23 protein-coding genes and 1 pseudogene are annotated in these 23,413 nt (G+C 70.2%); 10 read left to right on the forward strand and 14 right to left on the reverse strand.

The window, feature by feature from the left end; all coding sequences use genetic code 11:
* Nucleotides 1-944: 944 nt before the first annotated feature.
* On the forward strand, nucleotides 945-1,148 hold the full coding sequence (locus tag ACFXMF_RS07240) for a hypothetical protein (protein ID WP_379990164.1): 204 nt from the start codon (nucleotides 945-947) through the stop codon (nucleotides 1,146-1,148).
* A gap of 575 nt (nucleotides 1,149-1,723) precedes the next feature.
* Here ACFXMF_RS07240 and ACFXMF_RS07245 read toward each other — a convergent pair.
* From ACFXMF_RS07245 to ACFXMF_RS07255, 3 genes and pseudogenes are all read right to left on the reverse strand, one after another.
* Nucleotides 1,724-3,148, reverse strand: coding sequence for an MFS transporter (locus tag ACFXMF_RS07245; RefSeq protein WP_379990163.1), 1,425 nt, complete (start codon nucleotides 3,146-3,148; stop codon nucleotides 1,724-1,726).
* A 192-nt stretch (nucleotides 3,149-3,340) separates the two neighbouring features.
* Nucleotides 3,341-3,859, reverse strand: a complete 519-nt coding sequence (locus ACFXMF_RS07250; RefSeq protein ID WP_379990171.1) for an SDR family oxidoreductase — start codon at nucleotides 3,857-3,859, stop codon at nucleotides 3,341-3,343.
* Nucleotides 3,860-3,888: 29 nt separating this feature from the next.
* Nucleotides 3,889-4,140 (reverse strand): annotated as a pseudogene (locus ACFXMF_RS07255) (SDR family NAD(P)-dependent oxidoreductase); the annotation flags it as partial.
* A gap of 169 nt (nucleotides 4,141-4,309) precedes the next feature.
* Between ACFXMF_RS07255 and ACFXMF_RS07260 the strand changes: the two are divergent.
* Nucleotides 4,310-5,047: a TetR/AcrR family transcriptional regulator gene (locus ACFXMF_RS07260; RefSeq protein WP_379990162.1), complete on the forward strand. Its 738-nt coding sequence runs from the start codon at nucleotides 4,310-4,312 to the stop codon at nucleotides 5,045-5,047.
* Nucleotides 5,048-5,858: 811 nt separating this feature from the next.
* Here ACFXMF_RS07260 and ACFXMF_RS07265 read toward each other — a convergent pair.
* Nucleotides 5,859-6,266 (reverse strand): hypothetical protein, encoded by a 408-nt coding sequence (locus ACFXMF_RS07265; protein ID WP_379990160.1) that lies wholly within the window; start codon nucleotides 6,264-6,266, stop codon nucleotides 5,859-5,861.
* Between the two features lie 803 nt (nucleotides 6,267-7,069).
* Between ACFXMF_RS07265 and ACFXMF_RS07270 the strand changes: the two genes are divergently transcribed.
* Together ACFXMF_RS07270 and ACFXMF_RS07275 are read left to right on the forward strand one after the other, a co-directional pair.
* Nucleotides 7,070-7,258: a hypothetical protein gene (locus ACFXMF_RS07270; protein WP_379990159.1), complete on the forward strand. Its 189-nt coding sequence runs from the start codon at nucleotides 7,070-7,072 to the stop codon at nucleotides 7,256-7,258.
* A gap of 347 nt (nucleotides 7,259-7,605) precedes the next feature.
* Complete coding sequence (locus ACFXMF_RS07275; RefSeq protein WP_379990158.1) at nucleotides 7,606-8,112, forward strand: hypothetical protein; 507 nt, start codon at nucleotides 7,606-7,608, stop codon at nucleotides 8,110-8,112.
* Nucleotides 8,113-8,805: 693 nt separating this feature from the next.
* Here the strand turns inward: ACFXMF_RS07275 and ACFXMF_RS07280 are convergent.
* Together ACFXMF_RS07280 and ACFXMF_RS07285 are read right to left on the reverse strand one after the other, a co-directional pair.
* Nucleotides 8,806-9,387: a dihydrofolate reductase family protein gene (locus tag ACFXMF_RS07280; RefSeq protein WP_379990157.1), complete on the reverse strand. Its 582-nt coding sequence runs from the start codon at nucleotides 9,385-9,387 to the stop codon at nucleotides 8,806-8,808.
* Nucleotides 9,388-9,453: 66 nt separating this feature from the next.
* Nucleotides 9,454-10,293 (reverse strand): helix-turn-helix domain-containing protein, encoded by an 840-nt coding sequence (locus ACFXMF_RS07285; RefSeq protein WP_379990156.1) that lies wholly within the window; start codon nucleotides 10,291-10,293, stop codon nucleotides 9,454-9,456.
* A 1,287-nt stretch (nucleotides 10,294-11,580) separates the two neighbouring features.
* On the opposite strand from ACFXMF_RS07285, the gene ACFXMF_RS07290 reads away from it, so the two are divergent.
* The gene (locus ACFXMF_RS07290; RefSeq protein WP_360315001.1) at nucleotides 11,581-12,021 is read left to right on the forward strand and encodes a hypothetical protein; all 441 of its coding nucleotides are present in this window, start codon (nucleotides 11,581-11,583) and stop codon (nucleotides 12,019-12,021) included.
* A gap of 424 nt (nucleotides 12,022-12,445) precedes the next feature.
* On the opposite strand, the gene ACFXMF_RS07295 is transcribed toward ACFXMF_RS07290, so the two are convergent.
* From ACFXMF_RS07295 to ACFXMF_RS07310, 4 genes are all read right to left on the reverse strand, one after another.
* On the reverse strand, nucleotides 12,446-12,736 hold the full coding sequence (locus tag ACFXMF_RS07295; RefSeq protein ID WP_360315003.1) for a hypothetical protein: 291 nt from the start codon (nucleotides 12,734-12,736) through the stop codon (nucleotides 12,446-12,448).
* Complete coding sequence (locus ACFXMF_RS07300) at nucleotides 12,733-13,065, reverse strand: winged helix-turn-helix domain-containing protein (RefSeq protein WP_360315005.1); 333 nt, start codon at nucleotides 13,063-13,065, stop codon at nucleotides 12,733-12,735. Before ACFXMF_RS07300 ends, ACFXMF_RS07295 begins: the two co-directional genes overlap by 4 nt.
* A gap of 308 nt (nucleotides 13,066-13,373) precedes the next feature.
* A complete protein-coding gene (locus ACFXMF_RS07305; protein WP_360315007.1) occupies nucleotides 13,374-13,502 on the reverse strand; it encodes a BTAD domain-containing putative transcriptional regulator in 129 nt (42 codons plus the stop codon).
* A 322-nt stretch (nucleotides 13,503-13,824) separates the two neighbouring features.
* A complete protein-coding gene (locus tag ACFXMF_RS07310; protein WP_360315009.1) occupies nucleotides 13,825-14,163 on the reverse strand; it encodes a hypothetical protein in 339 nt (112 codons plus the stop codon).
* 422 nt (nucleotides 14,164-14,585) lie between these two features.
* Between ACFXMF_RS07310 and ACFXMF_RS07315 the strand changes: the two genes are divergently transcribed.
* The gene (locus ACFXMF_RS07315) at nucleotides 14,586-14,879 is read left to right on the forward strand and encodes a hypothetical protein (RefSeq protein WP_360315011.1); all 294 of its coding nucleotides are present in this window, start codon (nucleotides 14,586-14,588) and stop codon (nucleotides 14,877-14,879) included.
* Nucleotides 14,880-15,187: 308 nt separating this feature from the next.
* On the opposite strand, the gene ACFXMF_RS07320 is transcribed toward ACFXMF_RS07315, so the two are convergent.
* The 3 genes from ACFXMF_RS07320 to ACFXMF_RS07330 are packed head-to-tail and all read right to left on the reverse strand — an operon-like array spanning nucleotide 15,188 to nucleotide 17,153.
* A complete protein-coding gene (locus ACFXMF_RS07320) occupies nucleotides 15,188-15,871 on the reverse strand; it encodes a hypothetical protein (RefSeq protein WP_360315013.1) in 684 nt (227 codons plus the stop codon).
* Nucleotides 15,868-16,968, reverse strand: a complete 1,101-nt coding sequence (locus ACFXMF_RS07325) for an RNA polymerase sigma factor (protein WP_360315015.1) — start codon at nucleotides 16,966-16,968, stop codon at nucleotides 15,868-15,870. Before ACFXMF_RS07325 ends, ACFXMF_RS07320 begins: the two co-directional genes overlap by 4 nt.
* Nucleotides 16,965-17,153, reverse strand: a complete 189-nt coding sequence (locus ACFXMF_RS07330) for a hypothetical protein (protein WP_379991359.1) — start codon at nucleotides 17,151-17,153, stop codon at nucleotides 16,965-16,967. Before ACFXMF_RS07330 ends, ACFXMF_RS07325 begins: the two co-directional genes overlap by 4 nt.
* Before the next feature lie 564 nt (nucleotides 17,154-17,717).
* Here ACFXMF_RS07330 and ACFXMF_RS07335 point away from each other — a divergent pair.
* Nucleotides 17,718-17,966, forward strand: a complete 249-nt coding sequence (locus ACFXMF_RS07335; RefSeq protein ID WP_360315017.1) for a hypothetical protein — start codon at nucleotides 17,718-17,720, stop codon at nucleotides 17,964-17,966.
* A 521-nt stretch (nucleotides 17,967-18,487) separates the two neighbouring features.
* Nucleotides 18,488-19,837: a cytochrome P450 gene (locus ACFXMF_RS07340; RefSeq protein ID WP_379991360.1), complete on the forward strand. Its 1,350-nt coding sequence runs from the start codon at nucleotides 18,488-18,490 to the stop codon at nucleotides 19,835-19,837.
* On the opposite strand, the gene ACFXMF_RS07345 is transcribed toward ACFXMF_RS07340, so the two are convergent.
* Nucleotides 19,782-21,074 carry a wax ester/triacylglycerol synthase domain-containing protein gene (locus ACFXMF_RS07345; protein WP_379991361.1) on the reverse strand — a complete coding sequence of 431 codons (1,293 nt, stop codon included), beginning with the start codon at nucleotides 21,072-21,074 and terminating at the stop codon, nucleotides 19,782-19,784. The genes ACFXMF_RS07340 and ACFXMF_RS07345 overlap by 56 nt on opposite strands.
* Nucleotides 21,075-21,295: 221 nt before the next feature.
* Here ACFXMF_RS07345 and ACFXMF_RS07350 point away from each other — a divergent pair, with 221 nt between their 5' ends.
* Nucleotides 21,296-22,342 (forward strand): polyprenyl synthetase family protein, encoded by a 1,047-nt coding sequence (locus ACFXMF_RS07350; RefSeq protein ID WP_360315021.1) that lies wholly within the window; start codon nucleotides 21,296-21,298, stop codon nucleotides 22,340-22,342.
* Between the two features lie 30 nt (nucleotides 22,343-22,372).
* Nucleotides 22,373-23,278, forward strand: coding sequence for a UbiA family prenyltransferase (locus ACFXMF_RS07355; RefSeq protein ID WP_379991362.1), 906 nt, complete (start codon nucleotides 22,373-22,375; stop codon nucleotides 23,276-23,278).
* Nucleotides 23,279-23,413 lie beyond the last annotated feature (135 nt).

Here is a 23,413-nt window from a genome sequence, read left to right on the forward strand (position 1 = left end):
GCCAGGAGTTCGCGCACGCGGCTGTGCGGGTCCGGGCCGCCGGGGGGCGGGAGGCGAGTGTAAGGCGCGGGCGTACTCCGGCCACAGCGTGCCCAGCACCAGGACCGGGGCGCGGCGCGGATCGGTGAGCAGGGTGTGCAGCGCGGCGACGACCCGCTCGCCGACCCGGGGGTCGCCGAGGTAGTGCTGGGCCTCGTTCAACCACACCACCGTCTCCGGCCCCACCCGGACCAGATCCGCCGGCGCCGCCTCGGCCCGGGTCGGATCCCACGGATGCCACAACCGCCACCCCGCGTCGGCCGGCGGCTGCACCGCCTCCCAGCACGCCCGGGTCTTGCCCGTCGACGACGACCCGACCAACACCACCATCGCGCCGCGTCCGGACGCGGCCGCGGCCACCGTCTCTGCCAAGGCGCGGTCGTGGGCGCGTCCGACGTATCCGGGCAGCGTTCCGCCGTCGCGCCCGGGCGCGTCCGCGTCGGGCACGACGCCGGCGGGATGGACCTCCAGGTCGTGGGGGTGCCACGCCCCGATCGGCCGCCCCGGTCCCGTGTCGTGCCGCGCGGTCGGTACGGCGGCGCGGCGGCGCAGGTCGAGAAGCGCGGGCGCGTCCTCGCCGAGTGCGCGGGCGAGCGCGGCGACGGTCTCCGCCGACGGCACGACCCCGGGCCGCAGCGCCTCGTTGACCGTGCTGCGGGCCAGGCCCGCCAGGCCCGCGAGTTGCGTCTTGGTCCTGCGCGAACGGGCGAGCGCGTCCTGCAACCGGCGGTGCAGCTCGGCCGCCGCAGCGGCCGCGCGATCCCCGTCCCCGTCCCGGTCCATGGCCCCCGAGGTCGCGTCGCGGTGTCCGACGGTGACCATCATCGACCGGAGCGGACACCGCCGTACGCGGTTTCACCCACCGTCGGAGTCGTCAACACCGCCCGACGACACCGGAGTCCGTCATGATCCTCGCCCTCGTCCTCACCGGCACCGCCCTGGTGGCCGTCGTGAGCCTGCTCGCCGCCTCAGCCGCCGCCGAACTCGCCCGCCTCGCCGGAACCCCCCGCCCCCGGGCCCTCGCCTACGGCGCCGCCGCGTTCACCACCACCGTCACCCTCGCCGCGACCGTCACCACCACCCTGGCCACCCTCGCCACCTGCCTGTGACCCGAGCCGCCGACCTCGCCGACGCCCGTGCAGACCGACATCGACACGGGCGCCGGCGACCCCCGGTACGCGATGGGCAACCTCATCCTCGCCGTCGACGCCACCGGCCGCGGGGTGACCGGGTTCCCCGGCCCCGCCGGGGTCGCGTTCCGGTCCGGACCCCGCCGGGCAGCGGTCCCGTGAACGGGGTGGGGATGCCTTCGAGGCGTTCGAGCCCGAAGGGCGTTCGTGTTGGTGTTCAGGGGGCGAGGGTGCGGTTGATCGGTGCCGGTACGGGGTCCGGCGGGCCTGGGAGCGGGGGTTCGAGGCGGCGGTACGTCGCGTGGTGCTCCTCGTCGGGGCGGGGGCCGCGACCACCACCGCGCCACCGCTGTCCGTCGCGTCCTCGACGGCCGGCGCGGAAAGCCGGGAAAACACCTTTCCCATAAGCGAGTTGACGTCCGTCACAAGATCATGATCCTCGATGGCTGCTCGGCGTCACCACGGACTACGGGTCAGAGCCGACGTTCGGACACCTCCCGCGCGAAGAGCCGACCTCCGTTGGGTGCGAGGGCCGGCTCTCCGGGGGTGAGTGGTCAGGCGGCCGGACGCGGCCGGCGATTGCTCCGCGCCAGCAAGGCGCACACCAGGAAGGCGGTGCAGGCCATTCCGGCCGCGGTGAGGAACGCCGGGCGGAGGCCCGGTACGAAGGCGCCCGGAACCGCACCTGCGGCGTAGACCGAGATGATGACGGCCAGGCCGATGGAGCCGCCGAGTTGCTGCGCGGTCTGGAGGAGGCCGGAGGCCGACCCGGCGTGCTGCGCTTCGACGCCGAGCATGACCAGCGACGTCACCGGCATGAAGATCAAGCCGACGGAGACCCCGTTGAGAGTCATGGGAAGGCAGACGTCGAGCACGTAGCTGCTTGAGGTGCCGACGTTGCTCAGCCACAGGAAGCTGATGCTCAGGCCGAGCGTGCCGACGAGCAGTAGCGGTACCTGACCGAAGCGGGCGACCAGACGCGGGGCGACACGGGAGGCGGCGAAGATGCTGAGCGTCGTCGGGAGGAAGGCGGCCCCGGATTCGACCGGGTTGAAGTTCATGATCTTCTGGACGTACTGGACGATCAGGAAGAACATCGAGAATTGTCCGGCGGCGGCGAGTGCCATGACGGCAAGGCCGCCGAGCCGCTGTGGGCTGCGCAGCAGCGCCGGGCGCAACATCGGGTGGGGGATGCGCAGTTCGGCGACGGCCAACGCTGCGGACAGGATCGTGCCGACGGCGAGCCCGCCGATGGTCCGGGCCGAGGTCCAGCCGTGGTCGGGGGCACCGATCACGGCCCACACCACGGCGGCCGCGGCACCGACGGCGCAGACGGCGCCGATGACGTCGAACCGCTCGTGGCGCCGGGGGGTTTCGGTGACGTAGCGCCGGGCGAAGGCGAGGATGGCGATGCCGATTGGCACGTTGATGAGCAGCGTCCATCGCCAGGAGCCGGCTTCGGTCACCAGGCCGCCGAGGAGTAGGCCGATCGTGCCACCGCCCATGCTGACGGCGGAGAAGAGCGCGAGTGCACGGTTGCGCGCAGCGGGGTCGGGTGCGCTGGTTGCGACGAGGGCGAGCACGCCGGGGGCGGCGAGGGCTGCCCCGATTCCTTGTGCCGCACGGGCGGCGACGAGCCAGCCCGGAGACTGCGCGAACCCGCCCAGCAGGGACGACAGGGTGAAGACGGCGAGGCCGATCTCGAAGACGCGGAGCCGGCCGTAGACGTCGCCGAGCCGGCCGCCGAGCAGCAGTAGGCCGCCGAAGGCCAGGGTGTAGGCGTTCAGCACCCACGACAGCGCGGCGGGGCCGAAGTTGAGCCCGGTCGCGATCCGGGGAAGCGCCACGTTGACGACGGTGGTGTCCAGGGTCAGCATCAGTTGTGCGCCGAGGACGATGGCGATGCCGACGGCGGTGCGTCTGCCGGTCGCCGGCTTGGTGGCGGGTGCGCCTGAGCGGGCGCGTGCCGAGATGATCACGGTTGTGGTCCTGCCTTGTGGTCGGGCGCTTGTTGAGGGGTCCGTCGCTCGGGTGCGGACGGCGGCGATGGCATGGGTGGAGGCACCTGGGCGGACGACGTCGGGGTCGGTGCGCAGGCGAAAGCGCGTCCGGGGCCGTGCGGAGCGGTTCGGGCGCCGCACGGCCGGCGCGGTCGGGGGTGGGCGTCGGCCCTACAGCACGGTCGGACCGCCGTCGACGAACAGTTCCATGCCTGTGATGAAGCCGGATTCGTCGCCGGACAGGAACATGACGGCCCGGGCGATCTCGTGGGGCTCGGCGATCCTGCCCGTGGGCTTGTCCTTGCCCATCGCCTTGATGGCGCCTGCGACGCCGTCGGCGCCGAGCGCCTGGTCGAGTGTGCTGCGCAGTGACTCGGTGTTCACGGCGCCGGGGCTCGTGACGTTGATCCGGACGCCGGAGCCTTTGATGTCCTGGATCCACCCGCGGGCGGCCTGGGCCGTCGCTGCCTTGGATGCGCGGTACAGGCTGATGCCGACCCGGGCCTGGGTCGATCCGGTGTAGCCGATGATCACGACGGTGGCTCCGTCGGCGAGCAGCGGCAGCGCCTTCTGGATCGTGAACAGCACGCCCTTGACGTTCGTGTCGAAGGTCCGGTCGAACTGCCACTCCGTGATCGCGGGCAGTGGTGCGTGGTGGCCGAGGCCGGCGTTGGCGACCACGGCGTCCAGGCAGCCTTGCTCGTTGTGACATACCGGTAGAGGTCGTCCGTCTCGGCGGAGCGCATCACGTCCGCCTTCAGCCCGGTGCGGCCGGCCCCGATCGAGGCGACGGCACCGTCCGCCGCGGACTGGTCGGCGCCGGCGAGGACGACCGTGACGCCGTTCGCGACGAACTCCTGCGCGACGACGCAGCCGATGCCCTGCGTGCCACCGGTAATGACGGCGACCTTTCCAGTCATGTCGGTCATTGGAGTCTCCCCCCTTTTTTCGCTTTCCCAAGTGCCGAACATCCGCCTCCGGCAGACCTGCGGGGGGTGCGGCGTCGACGGCGTGTGCAGCTGGAAAGCCAATGTAAGTACCGTCTTACATTGTTAATGTAATGCTAGCCTCACATAGGAGTCAAGGCAGAGTGGCCGGGTCACCGTGGTGGCTGCGGACTGCGAGGGAAGGACCGGTCGCATGGCTCGATCCACGTACCATCACGGCGATCTGCGCGCCGCGCTCATCCGGGCCGGCTTGGAAGCGATCGCCGACAACGGCATCGGCGCGCTGTCGGTGGCGGAGGCGGCACGGCGCGCCGGGGTCAGCCCGGGAGCGCCGTACCGGCATTTTCCGAGTCGGACCGCCCTGCTCATGGCGGTGGCGATCGAGGCGGCTCGCGAACTCACTGCGGACATTCGCGCGGCCCTGACCGCGGCGGACGCCTCCCGACGGGGAGCGTCCCCGACTGCGACCGTCCCCGTCGGCCCCACCGACGGGGACGACGCGGTCGAGGCGCTCGCCGCCACCGCGACCGCCTATGTGCGCTTCGTGGCCCGCCGCCGCGCGGGTCTGGAACTGATCTTCGCCCGCGAGCTGACCGGCAGCAACGACCCCGACCTCAGCGCTGCCGGCCGCGAACTCACCGACCTTCTCCTGCCGCTCGTGCTCACGCTGACGGCTGGGGATGCGAAAGCCGCGCTGGACCTGCTGGAGCAGCACTTCGCCGCCGCCCACGGCTACGCGGCGTTGTACCTGAGCGGGTTCATGCACCGGCGTTACGACGACCTCGAGCAGTACGGCGCCCGAGCGGCCGCCGTCACCCGCGTCTTGGCCAAGGCCGCCGTGCACGAGGCGCAGCAGGACCCTGTTCTTCTCCCCCGCGCCGACGAACGTGGACCGACACCGGACGGAAGCGGCCGCCGGAGTGCATTTTGATCGGACACGTCGACGACCCGACGGTGCTCCGTCACAGCCATGACCAGGCCCACGGGTCGAGGAGCGGCTCGCCGAGTGGCCGGCGCCGGGGGCTTGGCCTTCAACGTGGGAACACCCCAGGGCGGCGTGATCAGTCCGCTGTTGCTCGACTTCGCGGCCGGGCTGCGGCGGCCCGCTGGGGCTGATGTCGTCGTGTACCGCCGCCGTGATCGGGGCGCGCGGCGGGCGGCGGTGTATTCGGGATCGTGCGTTGGTGACTCAGGTGGACGGCGGCCGGTACGAGGGCAACGGGGTGGGACGGTTGGCGACGTTGTCGGCGTCCACGCCCTCGACGGTCGCCGGGATGCTCTTCGACCTCGATGCTCACCCGGGCTTGTGGGTGCTGGAGATCGACACCGGGACCGGGGACTGGGCCCTGCGCCTGGTCGTCGACGCGCACGGGCGGTGCGCGAGTGGGCCGTTCACTATGGCCACCGCGTTCCCGAAACGCCGGCGGCAACGCCCCGACCGCCAGCACTACGGCGCCGCGTCGCGGCCGTCCGATCGGGCCGGTGTCGCCGTCGCGTCCACGACCGCGCTCGGCCGGCACGACGTGGTCTCCGGGCCCTTCGACCCCGTCGGCTTCGTCGCGGGCTGCTCGTACCCGACTGCCTCACGCAGCGCTGGTGTCGGCGGGCACCATGTCGGCGGGGTGTTCGTCCCGCGGCGGCGACTCCGCAGCGGGTCGTCGGCTTGGACGCGCGAACTCGCAGGTTGGCGTCGTGCCGCCCGAGCGCTTGGCCTGGTTGGGCCGCCGAGGCAGGCTTGCGGGTCACTCCCAGACGGTGGCCTCGAAGGTGACCGCTTTGCGGGTGGGGACGGCGGTGATGCGCAGGTAGGCGGTGTGGCCTTCCTCGGTCTGGATGCACATGCGCATGCCCTGGGCCAATTTGCCGCTGCTTTCGGCGCCGCGTTTGGCGATGGCCTGCCGACAGTCGTCACGGGTCGGGTCGGGCCCCTCGGGCGCAACGATCGCGATGACATCGCCCGCATGGCCGAGTGTCAGGTCCGGGAGGTTGAACCCGATCCAGGCGTCGCCGCCCCTATTCCCGGGTTGGGCGAGCGGCGGCGAACTGTCCAGGTCGACGTTGTTGGCGTCCTCGGTGAGGATGACGCGCACCGGTCCGGCCAGCACCTTCGCGGGCTGGTTCGCCGTCGGCGCGTTCCCGCCGCCGGACACGGGCGGCACCTTCCCACCACTCGACGCCGACGACGCGGCCGCGCCGGTGTCTGTCGGCTGCCCCTTACCGTCGTCGGAACCCGAGTTCGTGGCCAGTTGGATCGACACCAGGATCCCCGCCACGGGGATGACGATCCCCACGACCCACCACGCCCATCTCGGCTGATCGCCCACAACACTCCCCCGCGGATACATCGTCCAGGCCCGCGATCCTACCAACGGCAGCGTGCTGTCGAGCCGGAGCGGACGCGCGGCCCATCGCCCCGGCGCGCATGCCGACCCGGCTGGGTGGAGGCTCCCGACCCGAAAGCGAGATCCGCCCTGCCCTGTCCGAGGACGAACATGCCGCCTTCGACGCGGAGATCGCGGCGCGACGGCGCGACGGCGCGACACCATGAGTACGGCCGGGCGGGACACCGGTGCCGCCCGACCCGGGTCAGGACGGCGAGAAGTCGTGCAAGTCCCCGTCCCACCAGTCGGGTTCCGTGTCATCACCTGCTGCACTCTGTCACCGGCGCTTGGGTGCGGGACGCCTCGACGGTAGTCGGAGGCACCTTGTCGGCGTCCTGTCGCAATGTAGATGGCGAGTGAGACGGGCGCGGCCGGACGGTTGCCATGTCGTTCGAGAACACGGCGTTCCGCTTTTCTCGAACGACATGGCTTCGCGGAACGGCGGTGGAGATGTCCGGCACGAGAAATCGGGTGAGGTCGTGTCCACCACCGGATTACGATGCGGCCGGACCGGCATTCACCGGATGCCCGGGAGCGATTCTCCCGTGAGCGCGGGTCGGGCGGAGGTTTGGTTGAGTCGGCGCAGGTATGTGGCCCGAGGAGTGCCCGGCGGCTATCGGATCTGGGACAACAGGGCGCGCCGATGGTGGGGCGACTTGTACGAGTTGTGTCCCGACGAGCTCGTGGTCGCCTTGAACGGTTCCACGACCCCGGAAACGATCACGGCGCTGTTGAAGCGCTACAGGGCACAGAAGCGGTAGCCCCGGAACCCGAATCCCCGTGGACCCATTCGACATCGTCCGAGTCCATCGGCCACCCCCGCCCGGAGTCACGTCACCCTCACTCGCGAACGACCATGACAGACACCGTGAGACCACGCACACGACATGAGACCGAATCAGCCGTACGAGGTACAGGACCTGTCGACATCGCCAAGTACGCGAGAACTTGCCATTTCGTCCGGGATTGCGGATCGGGGGCAACTCGCCGAACAGGCAACCCCGTTGATGCGCGTCCTGAATAATCGGGGCCGTTGTCGCTTCGTGGCGCGGGCGGCCACCGCCACAGACTTCGACCGCCACGGAAGACATCCCAGGGGGACACGTTCATGGCAACGGATGCGGAACGCGCACTCGGCACCTTCTTACGCAACCATCCGACGGACAACGGCCGTCGCGGGTGGGTCGCGGTCGTCGAGATTCTGGTCGGCGTGGCCCTCGCGGCCATTGCGGTTCCGGTGACCATCACCGTCTTCACCGACGAGCCGGATGGCTCGACCCTGGCCGGGCTGCTGTGGGGCGGTGCCCTCATCGGGATCTGCTTCGGACTCCCCAACGGGCTGCGGGTCACGACCAGGCACGGGGAGGTCTTCGTACTGCGACAGGACGGCCTGGTCTACCGGCGGACCGGTGAGACCCGGGTGGTCCCCTGGACTGCCATCCGCCGATCGGCCGACCACGGGATGAACAACGCCCTGGGACGGCTCATGGGCCGGGACGTGCATATGAGCATCCGGGTCGAAGGCGGCGGGAAGCTGCTGCTGACGGGCTTCACCCAGGACGCGGCCGGCCTCGCCGCCACGATCCGGGCTGCCTGCCCGCAAAGCCGCCGATGACGCCTCCGAGACCGCGAACGTCTCCGGCACCGAGTGGCCGGCCGTAGCTTGGGCCCGCCGAACGGCGAAGGTCGCCGAAGGCGTCCGTCGCCACCGGGCACCCGGCCGTCCGAGCGAGCCCGTGGCACACGGCGCGACGACGCCATCCGCGCGCAAATACTCATGCCTCGCAACGAGACCCTACACAGTTGGCCGGCCTGCGAATCCGACCCCGGAAGCGGACTCGAAGCCGCCCCGGCCGAGCCGAGATCGGCCGGCGCCTCGTCGGTCCACAGCTCGTCCAGCCGATGTTCGTCGCCGGTCGCCCAGGCGCGCACGATCGCGTCCCGGCGGGCGGACGTTGACGCTGCGATGCCAGGCCACGCCGACGCAGGCGGGCGGGTTCGGCTCGGCGCTTCGGATCATTGGTTGCCGGTTACGAGCCCAGTGGCTCGGTCAGGAAACGATGCGCGTCCCGGAGCATCCCCAACGCGCGTGGTTCCGCAAGAGGTGCGGCGCGTTCACCTGCGGGTAGGACTCCGAGGAACCGGCGGGCGGTCGTGGATCTTGAGTCGAACCTGCGGCAGGTGAGGTGCCGGGGCGGATCGGCGTCGGCTGCCCGACCGGGGACGGCGACGCGCAAACGCGGCCGGAGGCCCGATCTTGTGTCGGCGTTGGCGGTGGACCTCTTCGCATATACCCGCTCCGGATCGGTCAACGGCGCACCCGATAGCGCAGGTGAAGCACCCGGTTGCCCTGAATCGCCACGTCGGGATCCTCCAACAGGTGCTGCGCGTGGACCGACCCGAAGTAGCGCTTGCCGGACCCGAACACGACGGGTACGACGTCCATGCGCACCTCGTCGACCAGGCCCGCGGCAAGCACCTGGCCACCGACGTCGCCGGCGGCGACCTCGACCATGCGGTCACCCGCAAGCTCCTGTGCCTTGGCCATGGCTGCCTCGACGCCGTCGACGAAGTGAAACGGCGCCTCGGCGTCCCAGCCCTCGGGCTCCGGCCGGTGCGTCACGACGACCACGTGGTCGATCCCGCCCGGAGGCTTCCCGTCCCAGCCGTCCGTCATGTCGAAGACGTGGCGGCCGACGACCGTCGCCCCGATCCCGTCCCAGTACGGCCGGGTGTAGTCGTAGGACATCTGCGACACCTTCAGCTCGCCGCTCTCGTCCAACGGGACGTCACCGCCGGACAACCAGTCGAACAGCGGTCCGGGCTGGTCGTTCTCGTCCGCGACGAAGCCGTCCACCGACACCGAGCCGTACATGACCACCTTGCCCACGGGGCCTCCTCTTGCTTTGGGGTGCCCTCAAATTAGCGTGTCGTGAGCTGTCGCTCTTGTAAGAAATCAATCGGCCGGCAGTGGCCAGCGGTCCAGTGCGTGGCCGGGATGTTCGCGCAGGAACCGCCGCCGGACTTCGATGTACCGGGTCGGCGTGAGCCCGGTGAACGCCCGGAACTCGTGGCCGAAGTGCGCCTGGTCGAAGTAGCCGGCGCCACCGGCGACGTCGCCCCAGTCGATCGGTCCGGCGGGGTCGATCGCGAACACGGTTGCGGCGAAGCGGTGAGTGCGGGCCAGCCGCTTCGGCGTGACGCCGACGAGCTCCTTGAACCGCTGTGCCAGATGAGTACTGCTGACACCGGCCGCCACGCTCAGGTCGCCGATCGCCACCGCCCCGCCGGTCGCCGCGATGACGCTGCTCGTATGGCGGACCAGCGCCAGGCCGGCGGTCTCGCGCAGCCGTCGCCTCAGCTCCTCCTCGAGCAGTGTCAGCATCTCGTGCGGTCCGTCCGCCCTGGCCAGCCGGTCTCGCAGCTCGGCTATGGCGGGCCGGCCCCAAACCTGCTCCACCGTCACCGGCCGGTCACACAGCTCGGCCGCGGGCATCGGCAGGAACGGTGCCGGCCCCCACGGCTTGAAGTGCACGCCGACGGACCGGGTCCGGGGTGGGTAGCCGAACTCCAACGCGCGGGTGGGCGTGGTGACCACGCAGCCGTCGGCGTACTCGGCCGTCTCGATGTCGGTGCCGGCGCGGATGCGGAACGGCGCCCCGAGGTTGACGATGAGCAACGCCGACGGCATCGGCGGCAGCGTCAGCCGGGCGTACGGCGACGCACCCTCCAGGTAGTAGAGGTCGTCGATCAGCCCGTCCAGCGGCGGTCGCGGCACTCTGGACACGTACTCCACGCGCACAGCATGGCCGACGCCCCGCCGGCATCGCGCGCCGGGATGGTCCAGCCTCTGCTCCCGGGGCGAGGCCGCTGACACCCCGGCCGACACCGTCGAGGTTCCGTGCGCGTGGAAGTACGGGATGGCCTGGCCACGGATGGTCGGATGGAACGGGACAAAAGAGCGTCCCGAACGGCGAACATGGCCCGTGCGTCGCGGTGTTGGCTGCCGGCGCGGCGCGCGGGATCCGGCGAACGAGGTCATCCTGGGGAACGGATGCGCCTCGCGGTTCCGTTCCGGCTTGCCGGCTGCGGGAGGGTGGGCCGAGCAGGCTGCTGCGGTGGGTTCGCGGAGTGGTTCCGGTGCGCGCTCACGACGCCATCGCCGGTCGGCCCTCGTGGCATTCGCGGCACGGATCGACGCCGCGAACTCCGGGCCGCGCACGGTCACAGTCGTCGCATGTCCCCATCACCTGCGGTCCGGGATGGGGAAGCGGCAGGCCTCAGGACGGCTCCGGGCGTAGGCGCAGCCGGCGTTTCGGCCCGTGCGCGGCGTCGCTGTCCGGTCGGACATCCTCCCGGTTTCGGGCGCAGCAGCGGCATCGGAGGTCGCCTTCGGGTGGGCCGCACAGCCGCCGTTCTCGTACTCCCGGTCCTGGCAAGCCCTCCGGGGCAGGCCACGGGTGCGCCGCCACCCCAGCGGGTCCCGGGTCGGGGCGACTTGCCGGCCTGGCGCCGCACGATTTCGAACGACAGCAGGTCGGGAACGACGGTGCGGGCGCCACCACGCAACAGCCTCGATCGGAGACCACCCGGTAGGGCCGGGAGGGTTTCTCGACTGCGCGGTTCCCAAGAACCGCCGGAGTTCGGCGCCCTGTTCTGCAGCCGGAGCGAACTCCTCGCCTACGGTGCCGCGTTGGTGAGTATTCGCGCCCCGGCCATCGACACCGTGGCCGGCGGCGTACGCACCCTGATGATCCTCGGCGACCACCGACCGACCACCGCACCCGGCGCAGGTGGGTCGGCCGGGGCACCTTGTGGAAGCCGTCCGACGCGGGGGTAGGGCGGGCGGCCGGGTGCCAGTGGCGTGCGTTCCTCGTGTCGCCCGGGGCTGCCGCGACGAGCCACATCACCCGAACTTGTCCGCCATCCGTCGCCGGCGTGTGGCGCGCTTCGCTCGTATTCCGACCGACTTTGAACCACTCGGTTGGGGGATGGTGTCGAGCCGGGCACAGGATCCAGTGTGTGAATGCCCGTCTTGCTGCCGGACGGGCCGATTCCTGCCGGAAGAAATGGGAGAGCGTGCATGAACGTCAACCGGATTTCTCTTCGATCCCGTCGGAAGGCTCTCAGGGACCGTGCCTTGGTGATGCTCCTCGCGAGTCTCGGGTCAGCCGTGCCGGTGACTTTCGCCGCGTCCGCTTCGGCGGCAGCGGCGACCGTCGTGCCCTCGATGCGCACGTCCGGCTGTGACTCGGGTTATGTCTGCATCTACAAGGGCGACATCTGGGACGACAGCCCGAACCACCCCATGGTGTACAGCTTCTACCGCTACGGGACGTACAACGTAGCCAACCTCATCGGCGACTACACCGTGGTGAACTGCCAGACGGGCGGCGCGGGGGTCAAGGGGTTCACGGGGCGGGACGGCACGGGGAACGTGGCGTGGGACGTCGACATCAACAACTGCAACTCGGGCCTGTGGACGAGCCTCACGTCGACGAACTCCGTGCGGGTGTACGCCTGATCGCACACGGCGCCGCACGCTCACGGCGCGACGGCGTCCCCGGTGCCCGGCGGGTCGTCCGCGTGAAGACTTGCGGCCGGGTCGTGGTGCGTCGGGCGGGCGCGGAGGGTCTTGCGAGGGGCGCGGCCCCTCCGGAGCAAGAAGGCGATGGTGATCGGATCCTCGATCGGGCCGAAGCGGTAGCAGTTGGGCGGCACTTCCTCACATGTGCGGTCGCAGACACCTTGGCTGTCTCGCCGGTCGCGCGGTAGCGCTCCATGGTCAGCCCCGCCATCCGCCGACGTGCGCAACAGCCGGACGGGCAGCGGCGCGTCGTCCCACAAGGTCGAAGGGGGAGTGATCCGCAGAACTTCGCCCTCGGGCGAGGTGACGCTTGTTCGCACCAGGTCGCCGAGTTGCCGCTCGGCGACCTGGAACAGGTTGGTTACTCGACTTCCTTGAGGATCCGCTCGACCGACTCCAGTCGGTCCTGCACCGTCTCGAGTTGGCCCCTGGCCTGCGTCAACTGGTCGGTGATGGCGGTCAGTCGACGCTCCGTTCCCTCCTGTGCCAGAACGGCCCGGTCGGCAATGGAGCGGTACTCGCCTTCCCGGGCAAGCTGGGCCTTTGCCCGCCACGTCGCGGCGAGCTGCCAGATACCCACCGTGATCACGCTGGTCACCAGAGCGAAGACTCCGATGACACCGATGACCTCCTGCCAGTCGCTGGAGCTCATGCGTTTGCTCCTTTCACTGTCGTGTCGAGAGTGGCGACCGCCTCGGCGATCGCCTGCGGCGTCAGCCGGACGTCGAAGGGCACGACTTCGTAGAACTTCATCGCCTTGCCGTCCTCCGAGACCTCGATCGAGGCCGAGACGAGCCCGGCGTGTTCGAGTTTGCGCAGATGCACCTGGAGCAGGGGCCGGCTCACCCCGAGTTCGCGCGCCAGTTCGCTCACGTACTGCCGTTGGCCGGTGAGGGCTCCAAGTACCCGCAATCGGTGCGGGTTGGCCAGCGTGGCCAACACCAGGAGCAGCCGATCTCCCGCTGACTCGGTAGCTGTCATGCGCCCTCCTTACCTAGGCACCTGCCAACAAAAGTTAGCACGTGCCAAAGCGCTCGTCATCCATCGCCGATTCCGGTTCCGCTCCGGGGCGCGAGCGAACGCCCCGAGCGGGCGGGCCGAGCGCCCGGCTCGGGGGCGGGATCCGCGATGCCGCCCTCGTATAGCCACTCGGTGAGAGTCGCCGGAACCAAAAAGGGCCTGCAATGAAAGGGAGTTGCCTTGCAGTGTCGGCACACGGGGAGCGAGGATCCCGGGCGGAGGTAGGGCCGGCCGGACCGGCGGGCGTCGGACACCGTGTTGCGATCTCCTCACGCGAGCCCGAAGTCGCCCTGCCCGGCCGCGAGATCGACCCCGAGTTGCTCCCGCGACAACGCGCACCATGCGCGGAAGGCGTCGAATGCCTCGGCCTGCCGGTCGCTCGGATACAACGCGACCATCGGTCAGGCCCCGGAAGGTCTCTCGTAGCGGATGCGCGCCCACCGGTTGGGCGAGTTCGCCGATCAGCTCCCGGCGCCGCCCCGGTGCCGGGTTTCATCTTCGTGCGGTCGGCGGTCGGGCGGGATCCCGAAGGCCGAGCAGGCGGGTGTCGACCGCCTTGCCCCGCCGGTCGGCCGGTCGGCCGGCGGGGCGTTCCGTCTATGCGGGCCCACCCTGCTGCAAGAGAGGCGATCGAGGTCGCGTGTTGGGCCGGTCGGGTTTTCCGGTGCCTTCGATTGTTCTCCTACTCGCTCGTCGTGAACATGGGGTTCCGTGCCGCGTCTACCGCCGGCGTCGCGTCCCGTGGAGGACGTAGAACAGCGGCAGCAACATGAGGCAGACCGCGAGGGTTGCGGTCACCTCCCAGGGCGCGTGGTCCCCGAGCAGGGTTACGAGCAGGGTGGGGCCGCCGACGGTGGTCAGCATGGCCGTTATCACCACGGCGGCGCGCAGTGCCTGTTCCGAGTGCTCGGGGCGTCCGTCGTAGGAGAGTTGGTGGTCTCCGCGGGCGTACACAATGCGGCAGTTCTCCCGCTCGCGCTCGAAGTGCACTTCGGGCGACAGCGCGGGTCGTTCTTCCGGGGTTCCGTCCGAGGGGACGGAGTGAGTGGAACTGTCCATCGACGGGAGTCGATCCTTCCTAGGTCAACCAGTTGCAGCAAAGGTTGGAAACCTGCAGGTAGGTACCGATGGGGTGCAAGAGGCCCTTCTGGTGCGGACATGGAGACCTATTGGCCGCTCCATGATCGATCACGAAGAAGTGCCCTGTGTTCGCCTTTTGCTACCCCTCCGTTTCGGAGTCTAGCTTCCCGACGGCCGACGATGCACCCGACACGCACCTGATTGACACGTGTCTGGTGCATCTGAGCACCGTCAGGACTGCGATTCAGCCATTCCTAGCCGCCTGGATGATGTAAACCTGGTGTCCTGATGATGCAATCTCAGGCGGGGCGTGACATGATTTAGGGGCGCCTTGCCTTTTATGGGGGCAAGACACCCAAGGTTGTTGATAGCGGGCATCTCACCGGCGGCGAGGAGAGCAAGTGACCGCGAAGTCCACACACACAGCCGAGCAGCGAGAGCTGCCACCGAGCCAGGGGGTGGAAACGTTGGAGGGCACGGACGAGAGGCTGGCGCGACCGCGGTTCTCCGTCGCGTTGATCTCGGCGGCTGCGAAGTCGATGACATACCTACTACAACGCACCGAACTCAACAAGAACGACATCGTCAACCGCGCCCTCCAGGTGTACGCGTACCTGGAGCAACGGCAGGAAGAGGGCTACGACCTCTTCCTGCACGACGAGAACGGCAACATCGAACGCCTGCGCATCATGTGACATCGACAAGACCTTGACGACGACTGTCGACGGCCCGACGACTCGACGGGCTTCGACACGTGGAACGTTCGGACGAGCCCCGCCGGAAGAGGGACCGGCGGGGCTCGTTCATTCCCGTCGACCGGCGACCGCGTTCCATGACGCCCCCGCGAGCGGGCCGGGGCGGGTCGATGCCGTCGAGGCGGGGACATCGCGCGTCCCGTACCGCGTCGCCGATCCCCCGGCCGACTCTCCCGCAGGCTCTCCCGAGGGGCGATGCCGGACGGTGCGCCGTCCGGCATCGCGCGTCCCCCGGTCGCGCTCCGCCGTCAGTTGGGCGTCGGGCAGGACGCGCGCTGCCCCGGCCGCGGCGAGTGCTCGACGGGTGCCTGCACACGCGACTTGAGCCACGCGTGCGGCACGCAGACCTCCCCGTAGTCGGGATCCTCCACGCCTCTTATCCCCGGTTCCACGCGCGCGACGTAGGTGTCGGCGGCCGGATCCGAATCATCGGACGCCGGGCGCGTAGGGGGGTCGGCGTCGGGCATGCGCCGGGTCCACCACGCCGCGTCGTAGCGATCGTTCTCGACGCAGTGGTGCAGGACCAGGAAGCGCATCGCCTCCGCGTCCTCGGCGCCCGCGCCGAAGCGCCACCAGAACGCGGCCGGTTCGGTCCGACCGGTCAGGTAGAGCAGGCAGCCGAACACGACGGCTCCGGCCGGCGTGCGGTGGTCGACGAAGTCGCTCAACAGGGCGGTGGTGTCGAGGCGGGCGACGACCAGCCGGCACAGGTGCTCCAGTTCGACGGCCGCCCGGGTGCGGACCGTCTCGTCGACGCCCGCGTCGCCCGCGGACGGAGCACGGGGCGGGGTCGGTCGGATCAGCTCGGCGGCGAGCCGTTCCTGCACGATGCGCGACGCCAGGCGCTGGACCGCTGCGGCCGGGTCGTAGTCGGCGAACGCCTCGTCGAGTGCTCGGCGTTGCTCGTGGAGTGCGTGTTCGAGAGGATTCATGTCGTCTTTCCCTCGGGAGGGTTGGGTCGGACGGGGTCGTAGGGGATGGTTCCGTGCTGCGCGGCGGTGAGTTCCCGGCGGGCGGCGTGGATGTGGGAGCGGACGGTGGAGATGGTGATCCCCAGGTAGTCGGCGACCTCGGCGGTGGGGACGCCCACGACCAGGTGCAGCCAGGCGCAGACTCCGCGTTTGCGGGGCATCAGCGAGATCGCGCGGTGGACGGTGTGCAGGTCGGGGACGAAGGTGGCGGGATCGCCTGCGGTGTCGACGCGGGCGCCCGTGGGAGCCGAGGGGGCGGTGAAGTCGACGCTGACCTCGCGGCGGTGGACGGCGCGGCGCTGCCAGTCGACGGCCTTGCCCTTGAGCATGCGGTAGGCCAGGGCCTGGGGTGGGCTCGGGTGTTGGACCAGAAGGTTCCAGCGCACGCACATGGCGAGCATCACCTCGGAGACGACGTCCTCGGCGTCCTGGTGCAGCGAGCCCAGCCGTCTGCGGGCGAGCGAGGTCAGGGTGGGCCGGTAGGCGCGGGCGAAGTCGACGAACTCGTCGGCCCAGGGCAGTTCGACCGGCAGTCGCGGGCCCTCGTCGGCGTTGCGGTGGGGCGCCATGGCGTGTCTGACCCGGGCGCAGCGGGCGGCGTGGTCGTCCAGGTGCTCCATCAGGAGTTTGACGACGGCGTCGACGGGTGGGCCCGGGGAGCGCAGGAGTTCGTCCCAGCGGCGGTCCACGACGACCATGACGTCCTCGACGGCCTGGACGGCGTCGTCCACGGATTCCAGGAATCGGTAGGCGAGGCGGGTCAGGATCGGCAGGTGGGTCCGGGCGAACGCGTGGTAGTCGTTGCGCAGGAGGTCGGTCAGGTCGACGTCGAGGGATCCGTCCGGGTCCGGCCGGGCATGGTCGGGTTCGACGCCGGGGGCGGGCGGTTCGGCCGCGGGGTCCGGGATGGCGAAGGGGTCGGCCGGGTCGATGCCGGCGAACACGTCGAGGTCGTCGAGGCCATGGAGGACGTCGATCGGTTCCAGGCCCAGCGCGCGGATCTCCGCGTCGGTGGGGTCGAACCAGTAGACCTCGATCCGTTCGGGGGATTCGCTCATCGTCCGCCGCCCTTCCCGCGCGCGGAGCGCGTGGCGCGCAGTCCGCACCCGGGGCGGCCGCGATGCCGGGACGCACCGGTCGGGCGCGGTGCGGGTGCTCCGGCCGTCTTGACGCGGAGGACGGCGAGTACGCCTATGAGGAGCTGGAGGTTCCCGGCTCCGGCGGGCCAGGTGGTGCCTGTCACGGGGGCGATCCTTCCGAACGGTTGATGCACGCGACCTACGGATAAACCGGGCGTACGCCCGGGGCGCGCAGGAGGCGTGAAATGCCTTCGTCGTTATCCCGTTTGCGCGGCGCGTTGCGTCCACTCCGGGTTTCAAGATCTTTGGGAAAGTGCTCGGACCCCGGCGCGTCGGAGGGGGCTCCGGTGGGGGTTCGGCCGAGTGTCGAGGTTGCAGTCCAGCTTCGCTCAAACGTACCTATCGCATCAATCACACATCCGAGTGATGCGTGAGCTGCCGCCACAGGACGCCAAGAGGACCGCGACGGGACGCCCGCGCGTCCTCGGAAGGGTGCCCCGAGGGTGCTCGGATCGCGGCAAATCGACGTCCTGCATCCTTCGGACGGGCGTATTCGCGACGTGGATCCGACGTTCCAACGGCGCGTTCATGACATGATTTAGCCACGCCTCGGCAGATATCAGAACAACAATTGCATAGCTACCTGAAGCGAACATTTCACTGAGGTAGGAGAGTTCATGGCCGCGAGGACCGCGAGAACGGCAGCCGAGAGGCGACCCTCACCACGCGTGGGCAAGGAAGGATCGACGGTGGAGGATTCCGGCGACAGGCAGGCCCGATCCCGCTTCTCCGTCGCACTGATCTCGGCTGCGGAAAAGGCGATGACATATCTGATGCGGCGAACAGAGATGAACAAGAGCGACATCGTCAACCGCGCGGTCCAGGTCTACGCCTACATGGAAGAACGCCAGGAAGAGGGCTACGAGATCTTCCTGCGCGCCGAGGACGGCACGATGGAACGCCTCCGCATCATGTGAGGCCCCGAGCCCACGAGCACCCGCCATGCCCCTGACGGGCCCGACCGAGCCCCGTCGGAACCCGCGCGTTCCGGCGGGGCTTCGCCGTCCCGCCAAGGGGTGAAACCCGGCGTTGCGGTGGGGCGCGGGAGGGGGGTGAGGTATGGCTGCCGGCAGGGCTTCCACTGCGTGGACTTTCCGGTATTCGGTTGTGCCCATCCGGCCCCACCCCCCATGACCGCGGACCTCGAAGGTGCTCCGACCGGCCCCAATGAACGGAGACAGTAACCTGCCTCTCCGACACGGGAGTTCTCCGTACTCGACGCGCGGCCCGCTTCGGGCGGTCGGCTGCTCGTCGGGGGACGGCACGAGGAGTCGAACCGGCTGCCGGGCGCTCGGGGAGCTGTGCCGTTCGGGTGGTTCTCGGCCGTGGGGTTGGGGTCGGGCGTCGGGTTGTGCTGGGGTTGCGGTCGGGGTTCGATCGGCGGGCTCGCTCGGGTGGGTTGGTTCGTGGGAAGAAGCGCGTACAGGTGCAGGCGGTTGTGAAGGTCGACGAAATTCCCAGGGCGCCCGGCGGATGGCCGTTGGTCGGGCACGGTGGGCAACTGTTGAGTGATCCGCTCGGGTTCCTCAGGTCTCTTCCCGCGCACGGGGATCTGGTCCGGATCCGCCTGGGTGCGGTGGACACCGTGGTGGTGTGCGATGTGGAACTGACTCGGCAACTGCTGTTGGACGACCGGACTTTCGACAAGGGCGGACCGGCCTACGACGGGGCGCGCGAGTTGTTGGGGGGTGGGTTGCTCACCTGTCCGCGTGACGCGCACCGCCGTCGGCGGCGGCTGGCCCAGCCGGCTTTCCAACCCGCGCGACTGGATGGATACACATCCGCGATGGTCCGTCAGAATCGGCTGGCCGTGGACGGCTGGCGCAATGGTGGGATCCTCGACGTGATGCCGCAGATGCTCTCGCTGATGGTGCGGACGCTGGCCGAGACGATGTTCTCCAGCGCGCTGTCGCCCGGGGCGGTGGACAGAGCGGTCGAAGACCTCACCTGTGTGGTGCGGGAGAGCTACACGCGGGCGATTCTGCCGCCGGCTCTCGGTCGGCTGCCGACCGCCGGGAAGCGGCGCTACGACGCGGCACAGGCCCGCCTGCGGTGTGTGCTGGACGAGGTCGTCGCCGGGTATCGCGTACGCGGCGAGGACCGGGGGGATCTGCTGTCCGCGTTGATGGGCGCGCGCAGTCCCGAAGACGCGGTGTGCGGTGGGCTGTCCGACGCCGAGCTGAGCGATCAGATGATCACGTTCTTTGTTGCCGGCGCGGAAACCAATGCGAATCTTTTGTCGTGGGTGCTGCATCTGCTGTCCCGGCATCCGGAGATCGAGGCCCGCCTGCACGAGGAGGTCGACGGCTGCGAGCCCGCCGGACCGGATGGGCGGGTGTGTCCCGACCGGGCGGTGTTCACCGGTCGCGTCGTCCGCGAGGCCTTGCGTCTCTACCCACCGGTGTGGCTGACCACTCGGCGGGTCACCACCGACACCGTCCTGGGGGGCCAACGGTTCGCTGCGGGCTCCGTCGTCGCGTACAGCCCCTATCTCATCCACCACCGGGCCGACATCTACCCGGCGCCCGAACGGTTCGATCCCGACCGGTGGGATCCCTCGCGCCCCGCGCCGCCGCGCCACGCGTTCCTGCCGTTCGGCGCCGGGGCCCGCAAATGCATCGGCGACCGGTTCGCCCTCACCGAGGCCGTCCTGGCGCTGGTCGCCATCACCCGTCGCTGGCGACTGACCTCGGTGTCGGATCGGCCGGTACGGGTGCGCGCGGCGGCCACGATCAGCCCGCACTCGCTTCGTCTGCGGGCCGTCGACCGTACGGTGCCGGTCCGCTGAACCCGCTCCCGGACGGCGTTCCCCCGGTCAGGACCCGGGCCCAGTGCTGCGGGATGGTGATCGCCCGGGCCCGGGGCCGGTCGGCAACCACGGTGCAGCGCACCGTGGTTGGGGTACGGGTGAAGGAGACGTACACCGGGCTCGCGTCACCGACGTTGACGAACATCGAGGCCGCGTCGAAGCGGGCGCCGAAGCAGCCGAACGTCTCGGGGAAGGTGATGCTGCTCGCGGCGAGGGGGTACACCCGGCGTCCGAGCATCGTGCGCAACATCGTCGGGCCGGGACACAGGAGCGCGGGCAGGCCGAGCAGGGCCCGGAAGGCGTCCCGGCGGTCGCCGCGGCGCACCACATCGCTTTGCCGGCGTACGTCGGCGACCGCCGCGTCGAGGGTGGTCGCCGTGCCGGGAAGCACGATCCGGTATCCGCCGATGCGGTTGCCGGGGGCGTGCCTTTCGTGGGGCTGCCGGGTGGACATGACCGCCAAGAGGTGAGCGGGCTCCGGCGGGTGGACGGGGGCCGGGCCGGCGTCCCAGGACTTCAGGGCGAGCGAGAGGGCGGCCAGGCAGACGTCGTTGACGTTGGCGTGGTGCGTCTCGGCGAGGTCGCGCAGGCGGGCCGTCGGGACGTCGTGGTGGTTCCAACGCCGCCCGGAGTCGTCGGCGGGCGGGCGCAGGCCGGCCCATCCGGGGGTCGCGGACAGGAGCGGCGCGTACATCTGCGCACCGATCCGCAACATCGTCGCGGCACTGGCGCGGGCCGCCGGATACAACCTCGGACCGTCGGCGGGGTCGTCCGCGAAGAGGGCCAGGGTGCTGTACGCCCCGCCGACGCCGTCCTGGAACGCGTGATGGATGCGAAAGCACAGGCGGAACCGGTCCGGAGCGGACTCCTGGGTGAGCAGCCGGCAGTCCCATTGCGGGTGCGCGGGTCCGGGCAATGGATCGCTCAGGAGCGTGTCGCACGCGTCGGCGAGAACCTCGTCGCCCGCCGGGAGCACCTGGTGCCGTAGATGAACAGCGAGGTCCGGGGCGCCGGTTCGCACGGGCCACCACCGTTTCGTGTCCCCGGGGAGCAGGTGTGTCAGAGCGGGCAGCCCACCCGCCCGCTGCTCGACACGCCGGGCCAGTGCCTCGAAGGGGGGTGGCGTTCCCCGGAAGTCGAGGAAGAATCCGGTGATCGGCGGCTGGGTCGCCGGCATGCCCAGGAAGCTGCGGTCGACGGTTCCGATGGCGTACATGCACCGCCTAACGACGTGTCGCCGGCCGGGTCACCGATGGCCGCAACGAACCGACCGGCGGAGGCTGTTGCGGCACCGCGCACCGCGCCGAGGACCCGTATCACCCGAAGGGGCCACAGAAGAATGCATGACCCTTTTCGGCCATCACCTATCTTATGGGTGGATCACCGAGTGGCCTTCGCTGCATCTCCAGCGGACGTGACCGTACCTGGAGCCGACGCATGCCCATGCCCGCAAGCCTGTCCCTCGACTGCCCCCGTCAGGCAGGCCGTCTGCTTCTGACGAGGGCCCGTCGCATCGTCGACCCGGAACTGCGCCGCTGCATTTCGGGACTCCCACCGGGGGTGCGACGGCCCGCCGAGTACCACATGGGCTGGCGGGACGAGCGCGGCCACCCCGGCGAAGCGGGCGGCAAGGCGCTTCGGCCGGCGCTCGTCTTCGCGGCGGCCGCCGCCGTCGGAGGCACCGCCGAGATGGCGATGCCCGCGGCGGTGGCGGTGGAACTCGTGCACAACTTCACGCTGTTGCACGACGACGTGATGGACCGGGACACCATGCGTCACGGACGGGCCACCGCCTGGAAGGTCTTCGGCACCACGAACGCGGTGCTGGCCGGCAACGCGCTCCAGGCGCTCGCCTCGCACGTTTTGGCCGAGGGACCCGCCGAACACCTCTCCATGGCGCAGAGCGCGCTGACGACCTGCGAGATCGAACTGTGCGAAGGGCAGTACCAGGACTGCTCGTTCGAGCAGCGCACCGATGTGTCGCTGCACGAATGCCTGGGCATGGCCGAGGGCAAGACCGGGTCGCTGTTGGGCTCCGCGTGTGCGCTGGGCGCTCGCTACGGCGGCGGTACCGAGGCCCAGGCCCGGTGCTTCGACCGGTTCGGCCGGGCGATCGGCGTCGCCTTCCAACTCCTGGACGACATTCTCGGCATCTGGGGAGATCCCGCGATCACCGGAAAGCCCGTGTACGCCGACCTGGCGGCGCGCAAGAAGTCGCTGCCCGTGGTGGCGGCCCTGCGGTCCGGAGCGCCCTGCGCCCACGAGTTGGCCGAGTTGTACTCCCGACCGGGCCGGCTGTCGTTGTCCGACCTGGCGCATGCCGCCCGGCTCATCGACCGCTGTGGCGGCCGGAGTTGGTCGCTGGAGCGGGCCACCGGCCAGTTGCACGAAGCGTCGGGACACCTCGCCCGGTCCGGCGTCGATCCGAGCGCCGCAGGCGACCTCCTGGCCCTCGCGGACCTGACCATCCGTCGCAGCCACTGACCCCGGCCCACACGAGGAGGGAGGTGCCGGATGAGGGCACCCACCGCGGCGACACCGTCCCGGCAACGCCCGGCGTTCACCCGCGAGGGCCTGGTGACCTGGCGGTTCGTCTATCGTGATCTGACCGCGTCGCTGCTTCCCGGCTGCCTGTTCGTCCTGGCGGGTGCCTCGCACAGCCACGCCGACGCCGCGGCCACCGGTCGGGCGCTGGCCCGCGCGGCGGTCTACCTGACGTTGTTCATCTACATCTTCTGCGTCGCCAACCAGCTCGGCGCCGACCCTCGCGAGGACCAGGCCAACAAACCCGACCGTCCCCTGGCCTCGGGGCTGGTCAGCCGAGCGGGAGCCTGGCGGCGCTGGCTGGTCGCGATGGCCGTCTTCCCCCTCCTGGGCTGGACCCTGGGGGTGCTGTGGTGGGCCCTCCTGTGGCAGGCGATCACCGTCGTGAACAACTTCACCCCGGTCAGTCGCTGGGGACCGACCCGGGACGCCATCATCGTCCCCGGCGCGATCGTGCAACTCGCGGCGGCCTGGCAGCAGATCGCGCCCCTGGACGCGACGGCATGGCGCTGGATCCTCACGCTCGCCGTCGTCCTGGGCGGACTCGGCCTGCAGATGCAGGACTTGCGCGACCTGGACGGGGACCGGATGATCGGCCGGCGCACCTTCCCCATGCTGCTGGGTGAGCGAACCAGTCGCCGATATCTGGCAGTTCTGATACTGGCCATGCCCGCGATCGTGCACATCCTGCTGTACGCCTCGCGCGCGGACCGCGCCGAGGTCCTGCTTTGCCTGGTCCCGGTCGCCGGACTGTCCTGGACGGTCGCCTGGCGGGTGCTCACCCTGCGCACACCGGCCGCGGACCGGCTCACGTACTCCCTGTACACGCTCGTCTATTGCGTCACCCTGGCCGGCGGCATCCCGGTGCTCCGCTGAGGTGTCCCGAACCACCGGCTCGGACGGCCCGGTTCGCCCGGGCGGCGAGCAAGTCCCGGTTCGGGCGGCTGGTCGGGGTTCGGGGCGATCGGGGCGATGGGGGCGATCCACTAGGGAAAGTCCCCGATGGTTGAG

The sequence above is a fragment of the Embleya sp. NPDC059213 genome, from assembly GCF_042754445.1.
In the GTDB taxonomy this organism is placed as follows: domain Bacteria; phylum Actinomycetota; class Actinomycetes; order Streptomycetales; family Streptomycetaceae; genus Embleya.

Coding starts and splice junctions, on each gene's coding strand:
- ACFXMF_RS07240 (WP_379990164.1), top strand. CDS start 945: ATGATCCTCGCCCTCGTCCTCACCGGCACCGCCCTGGTGGCCGTCGTG.
- ACFXMF_RS07260 (WP_379990162.1), top strand. CDS start 4,310: ATGGCTCGATCCACGTACCATCACGGCGATCTGCGCGCCGCGCTCATC.
- ACFXMF_RS07275 (WP_379990158.1), top strand. CDS start 7,606: ATGGCAACGGATGCGGAACGCGCACTCGGCACCTTCTTACGCAACCAT.
- ACFXMF_RS07290 (WP_360315001.1), top strand. CDS start 11,581: ATGAACGTCAACCGGATTTCTCTTCGATCCCGTCGGAAGGCTCTCAGG.
- ACFXMF_RS07295 (WP_360315003.1), bottom strand. CDS start 12,736: ATGAGCTCCAGCGACTGGCAGGAGGTCATCGGTGTCATCGGAGTCTTC.
- ACFXMF_RS07300 (WP_360315005.1), bottom strand. CDS start 13,065: ATGACAGCTACCGAGTCAGCGGGAGATCGGCTGCTCCTGGTGTTGGCC.
- ACFXMF_RS07305 (WP_360315007.1), bottom strand. CDS start 13,502: ATGGTCGCGTTGTATCCGAGCGACCGGCAGGCCGAGGCATTCGACGCC.
- ACFXMF_RS07310 (WP_360315009.1), bottom strand. CDS start 14,163: ATGGACAGTTCCACTCACTCCGTCCCCTCGGACGGAACCCCGGAAGAA.
- ACFXMF_RS07320 (WP_360315013.1), bottom strand. CDS start 15,871: ATGAATCCTCTCGAACACGCACTCCACGAGCAACGCCGAGCACTCGAC.
- ACFXMF_RS07325 (WP_360315015.1), bottom strand. CDS start 16,968: ATGAGCGAATCCCCCGAACGGATCGAGGTCTACTGGTTCGACCCCACC.
- ACFXMF_RS07345 (WP_379991361.1), bottom strand. CDS start 21,074: ATGTACGCCATCGGAACCGTCGACCGCAGCTTCCTGGGCATGCCGGCG.
- ACFXMF_RS07350 (WP_360315021.1), top strand. CDS start 21,296: ATGCCCATGCCCGCAAGCCTGTCCCTCGACTGCCCCCGTCAGGCAGGC.
- ACFXMF_RS07355 (WP_379991362.1), top strand. CDS start 22,373: ATGAGGGCACCCACCGCGGCGACACCGTCCCGGCAACGCCCGGCGTTC.